The sequence below is a fragment of the Bradyrhizobium sp. genome, from assembly GCF_016462955.1.
Taxonomy (GTDB): Bacteria; Pseudomonadota; Alphaproteobacteria; order Rhizobiales; family Xanthobacteraceae; genus Bradyrhizobium.
Map to the genome: position 1 here is coordinate 1 of NZ_JAEMSD010000180.1, position 4,930 is coordinate 4,930.

The following is a 4,930-nucleotide window of genomic DNA, read 5'->3' on the forward strand; positions in this document are numbered from 1 at the left end:
GACGCCGGCGAGACGGTCCATGTTGGTCTCGTGCGGGAACGCGTCGTTGTACATGAAATCGAGCCCACCGCGGGGCACGCCGAGCGCGATGCGGTGCGCCTCGTATTCGGCGGCATCGACCAGCTCGGCACCGATCAGGTCGGACAGTGTCTGCTTGAGGTTTTCCGGGATCAGGATGCGGGTACCGAGCGCTGCGTTGCGCGGGTCAGCGAAGGCAAGGTCCGGCTGCGCCGCCGGCTGGCCGTCCCAGGCCGCGAGCACGCCGAGATCGAGGTTTTCCACGGTGACCTTGGCGCGCAGCTTGTAGAATTTCAGCTTGGTGGCGAGGGTGTCCGCCAGCGCTTTCGGACAATCGATCAGGAACCCGCCGCCGTGGCCGGCCGGCGCCTCCGTGATCAGGAAGTCCACGATGATCTTGCCCTGCGGCGTCAGCAGCGCGCCGAATCGCCCCAGCCCCGGTTTCAGCCTGTCGACATCTGTGGTGATGAGGCCGTTGAGGAAGTTGCGCGCATCCTCGCCCGCGACCTTGACCACGCCCCGATTGGGAAGAAACGCCGATTTCATGCGAAAATCTCTTGCGACATGTTGCTCCGGAACGTAAGCCCGCAACGCATAAACGACAAGACCTTGAGCCCTGCGCTTGGGGATGAGAGAGGGCCTTCTGCCATGAGCCAGCATTTCGACGTGATCCTCACCGGCGGCACCGTGGTCAACCAGGACGGCGAGGGTGTTCGCGATATCGGCATCGTCGGAGGTCGCATCGCCGAGCTGGGTCCGCTGTCGCAAGGCAGTGCCGCCGAGGTGATCGACTGCAAGGGCCTGCACATCCTGCCCGGCGTGATGGACACGCAGGTGCATTTCCGCGAACCCGGACTGGAGCAGAAGGAAGACCTCGAGACCGGCTCGCGCAGCGCCGTGATGGGCGGCGTCACCGCCGTGTTCGAGATGCCCAACACGTCTCCCTTGACCGTGACGGAAGCGACCTTCACGGACAAGGTGAAGCGCGCCCATCACCGCATGCATTGCGATTTCGCCTTCTTCATCGGCGGCACCCGCGAGAACGTGCAGGAATTGCCGGTGCTGGAGCGCGCGCCGGGCTGTGCCGGCGTCAAGGTATTCATCGGCTCCTCGACCGGCGCGCTTTTGGTGGAGGACGACGAAAGCCTGCGCCGCATCTTCCAGGTGATCCGCCGCCGTGCCGCCTTCCATGCCGAGGACGAGTATCGGCTCAACGAGCGCAAACCGCTGCGCATCGAAGGCGATGCGCGCTCGCATCCGGTCTGGCGCGACGAGACCGCGGCGCTGATGGCGACGCAGCGCCTGGTCAAGCTCGCGCACGAGACCGGCAAGCGCATCCACGTGCTGCACATCTCGACCAAGGAAGAGATCGAGTTCCTGCGCGACCACAAGGACGTCGCCTCCTGCGAGGCTACGCCGCACCATCTCACCCTGGTTGCCCCGGAATGCTACGAGCGACTCGGCACGCTCGCGCAGATGAACCCGCCGGTGCGCGGGGCCGATCACCGCGCCGGCATCTGGCGCGGCATCGAGCAGGGCATCATCGACGTGCTCGGCTCCGACCACGCCCCGCACACGCTGGAGGAGAAGTCGAAGACCTATCCGGCCTCGCCTTCGGGCATGACCGGGGTGCAGACGCTGGTGCCGCTGATGCTCGATCACGTCAATGCCGGCCGGCTCTCTCTGGCGCGCTTCGTCGATCTCACCAGCGCGGGCCCCGCGCGGCTCTACAACATGGCCTGCAAGGGCCGCATCGCAGCCGGCTACGATGCCGACTTCACCATCGTCGACCTGAAGCGCAGCGAGACGATCACCAACAAATGGGTGGCTTCCAAGGCCGGCTGGACGCCCTATGACGGCGTGCGCGTCACCGGCTGGCCCGTCGGCACCTTCGTCCGCGGCCGCCGCGTGATGTGGCAGGGCGAGCTCGTGACGGCCTCGCAGGGCGAGCCGGTGCGATTTCTGGAGACGCTGAAGCAATAGCGGGCGATTCAACGTCTCACGCGACTGTCATGCGCTGCGAAGGCGGGGCATCCAGTACGCCGCGGCTTCTCGGTAGATCAACGCCGCCTCTGGAATACCGGATTGCCCGCATTCGCGGGCAATGACAGAGTGTGAGGGAACGCAAGCGCAGATTGGGAGAGGCCGACAATGTCCCAGCCAACCGCCCTCATCGCTACCGATCAGCTCGCCGCCATCCTCGACCATCCCGACCTGCGCCTCTATGATTGCACGACCTATCTCGAGCCCGCACCGGAAGGCAGCGTTGTGCCTTATCGCGCGGTGCCCGGTAACAAGACGTTCGCAGCCGGCCACATTCCCGGCGCCGATTTCCTCGACCTGCAAGGCGAGTTCTCCGACACCTCGTCGCAACACTTCTTCATGATGCCTGATGTGGCCCAGCTCGAGGCTGCGTTCGGCCGCCACGGGCTCGATGCGGGCAAGACGATCGTGCTCTACAGCATCGGCACGATGATGTGGGCGACACGCTTGTGGTGGATGTTACGCTCGCTCGGCATCGATGCCCGCGTGCTCGACGGCGGCTTCGACAAATGGAAGGAGGAGGGGCAGCCGATTGAGACAGGCGCGCCGAGGTCCTATCCGGCGACGACCTTCAGGGCCACCCCGCGAGCAGGCCTCTTCGTCGACAAGAATGTCGTGAAGGCGCGCATCGGCGATCCCGCCACGGCGATCGTCAACGCGCTCGGGCCGCAGTTTCACCGTGGCCTTGAGCCGAGCCGCTACGGCAGACCGGGCCGCGTGCCAGGCAGCGTCAACCTACCGGCCGCAACGCTGGTCAATGCCGACAAGACGCTGACGAGCCTTGCGGATGCGGAAGCAAAATTCGCCGCCCAAGGCGTCACGCGAGACAAGGACGTCATCCTGTATTGCGGGGGCGGCATCTCGGCGACGATCGATCTGCTGCTGCTGACGCAGCTCGGCTATGACAGGCTGGCGCTGTACGATGCGTCGATGGGGGAATGGGCGAAGGATCCGGCCCTGCCAATCGAAACCGATTGAGGCGGGCGTTCCCGGCTGCGCCGGGAAGATGTCCCGGCCATCGCGAGACTAATGCTTGTCTAAGTCCGATCGCTTCCGTGCGATAACAGCGGCGGACTTCGCGACGAGCATCGCAGAGTCATTCATCCGTCAACTGGCCCCGCCCGCGTGGCGGGGTCATTTTCGAGATGGCCTACTGCCTGCAGATGTCGACCGAGAATTCGCCGTTGCGAATGCGGCCGGGAAAGCCCTCGACGAACTTCGCGACCGCGTCCTCGCCATAGGTGCCCACGAGCTCGGCCAGGGCCGCGAACAGGCTAGCCTGCGCCAGGCAGTCGCCATCGACGCCGTCATGGCGCGCCTCCGCCCAGGCCTCGTTGAGATAGCTCAGGGCGGCCTGTTTCTGCTCGTGGTCGGGCAGTGGCGCGCGGGCGGGGGCGTAGGAAATCGGCGGGCTCATGAAACTCGTTCAGGGCTGGGGCGCGATCCAAAACGATGCGCTGTGCGAAAGGTGTAGCACGGTCGTTAACGACCGCTAGGCCACATCTTTAGGAACGGTTAACGGCTGTGACCAAAGTCGATGACGGGGTTCCAGCGCGCGTCGACCTCAGCCGTCATTCCGGGGCGCGCGTCGCGCGAACCCGGAATCCCTCGTGCGGCAGAGCTGGTGGATGAATGGATTCCGGGCTCTCGCTGCGCGAGCCCGGAATGACGGAGAGAAGGTTCAGTTCGCGTAGCGTGCCGTCAGATCCCGCGAAATCTTCGAGCCTTCGTCGATATAGCGGCGGATCGCCACCGTCGCAGCCGGCGTGCAGCTGCGATAGGTCTGCTGAAAACCGTTATAGCCGCGGTTGAATCCGGCGATCATGCGGGTGCGGCGCTCGCCGGAGGGGGTTTCGGCATCGATCAGCGCCTGCATCTCGTTGCGCCATTTGTTGCCTTCGTTGGCCCCGCAGATGCCGCGCAGATAGTGCAGGCCGCCGAGAATCTCGGCCAGCCGCTGCAGTTCGCCGTCAAACGGCGCCGCCCCGTCCTGGGCCTTCGCAGGCACGCAGGCGCAGGCAAGAATCAGGGCAAGAACGGCCGGAAGTCGCGCGGTCATCGGCGGCTGTATGCCCCGTCGAGCCCGAGGACGCAAGGCGAGCCGTCAGGCCCCGATCAGCCGGTGGGCGGACCGGATGACCTCCTCCAGCCCACTCGTCAGTTTGAGGTCGTCACGGCTTCCGAGAGCGTCAGGCGCGACCCAGCGGTAATCGTCGAGCTCCTCGTTCAGGGACGGCTCCCTGGCTATCCAACGGGCGGCAAAGGACATGATCAGATAATGGCCGGCGCCCGGTGCGGCCGGCAGCACTTCGCGCCAGCCTGCCAGGCCCACGATCTCGATCTCAAGCCCGGTTTCCTCGTCGATCTCGCGGCTCAGGGCCCGGTGCAGCGATTCGCCGAATTCGACCCGGCCGCCCGGCAGCGAATAGAAGCCCTTGGCGGGAGAGCGGGCGCGGCGGGTCAGCAGCACCTTGCCGTCGCGAAAAACCGCGGCGCTGACGGCGATCTGGGGATGGCTGGGCTGCACGGATGCGGGCAATATCGTCACCGGCCCGGTTCAGTTGGCCATGATGCTGTCGATGTCGTCTTCGGCGCTGCCGTGGATGAGGCCGGCGCAGGCCGAGATCAGTGGCTGTACCCATTGGGTAGCCTGCACGGCCAGCTTGACGCGGGTCTCATCCTTCTGGGCTTCGCGCATGCCCGCACCGACCGCTGACAGGATCGAGTGCAGGTTCTTTGTGAGATGGTCGAATTGCGCCTTAAGCGCCGGATCGGCTTTCTCATAGGCTTCGATGGCGAGGTCCCGCGCCTTGAAATTCGACGCCGTGAAATGCTCGGCATAAGACAGCGGCGTCCAGGTCAGGAAATC

5 protein-coding genes and 2 pseudogenes are annotated in these 4,930 nt (G+C 65.3%); 2 read left to right on the top strand and 5 right to left on the bottom strand.

Annotation, left to right across the window (positions count from 1 at the left end):
- Positions 1-564 (bottom strand): annotated as a pseudogene (locus tag JHD07_RS19035) (folate-binding protein); the annotation flags it as partial.
- Positions 565-666: 102 nt separating this feature from the next.
- On the opposite strand from JHD07_RS19035, the gene JHD07_RS19040 reads away from it, so the two are divergent.
- Together JHD07_RS19040 and JHD07_RS19045 are read left to right on the top strand one after the other, a co-directional pair.
- A complete protein-coding gene (locus JHD07_RS19040) occupies positions 667-2,001 on the top strand; it encodes a dihydroorotase (RefSeq protein WP_291624688.1) in 1,335 nt (444 codons plus the stop codon).
- 168 nt (positions 2,002-2,169) lie between these two features.
- Positions 2,170-3,039, top strand: coding sequence for a sulfurtransferase (locus JHD07_RS19045; protein ID WP_291624689.1), 870 nt, complete (start codon positions 2,170-2,172; stop codon positions 3,037-3,039).
- A 172-nt stretch (positions 3,040-3,211) separates the two neighbouring features.
- Here JHD07_RS19045 and JHD07_RS19050 read toward each other — a convergent pair whose 3' ends face one another.
- The 4 genes and pseudogenes from JHD07_RS19050 to JHD07_RS19065 form a co-directional block, all read right to left on the bottom strand.
- On the bottom strand, positions 3,212-3,478 hold the full coding sequence (locus JHD07_RS19050) for a hypothetical protein (RefSeq protein ID WP_291624690.1): 267 nt from the start codon (positions 3,476-3,478) through the stop codon (positions 3,212-3,214).
- Positions 3,479-3,742: 264 nt separating this feature from the next.
- Positions 3,743-4,120: a TIGR02301 family protein gene (locus tag JHD07_RS19055; RefSeq protein ID WP_291624691.1), complete on the bottom strand. Its 378-nt coding sequence runs from the start codon at positions 4,118-4,120 to the stop codon at positions 3,743-3,745.
- 45 nt (positions 4,121-4,165) lie between these two features.
- On the bottom strand, positions 4,166-4,600 hold the full coding sequence (locus JHD07_RS19060; protein ID WP_291624692.1) for an NUDIX domain-containing protein: 435 nt from the start codon (positions 4,598-4,600) through the stop codon (positions 4,166-4,168).
- A gap of 18 nt (positions 4,601-4,618) precedes the next feature.
- A pseudogene (locus JHD07_RS19065) lies at positions 4,619-4,930 on the bottom strand (hypothetical protein); the annotation flags it as partial.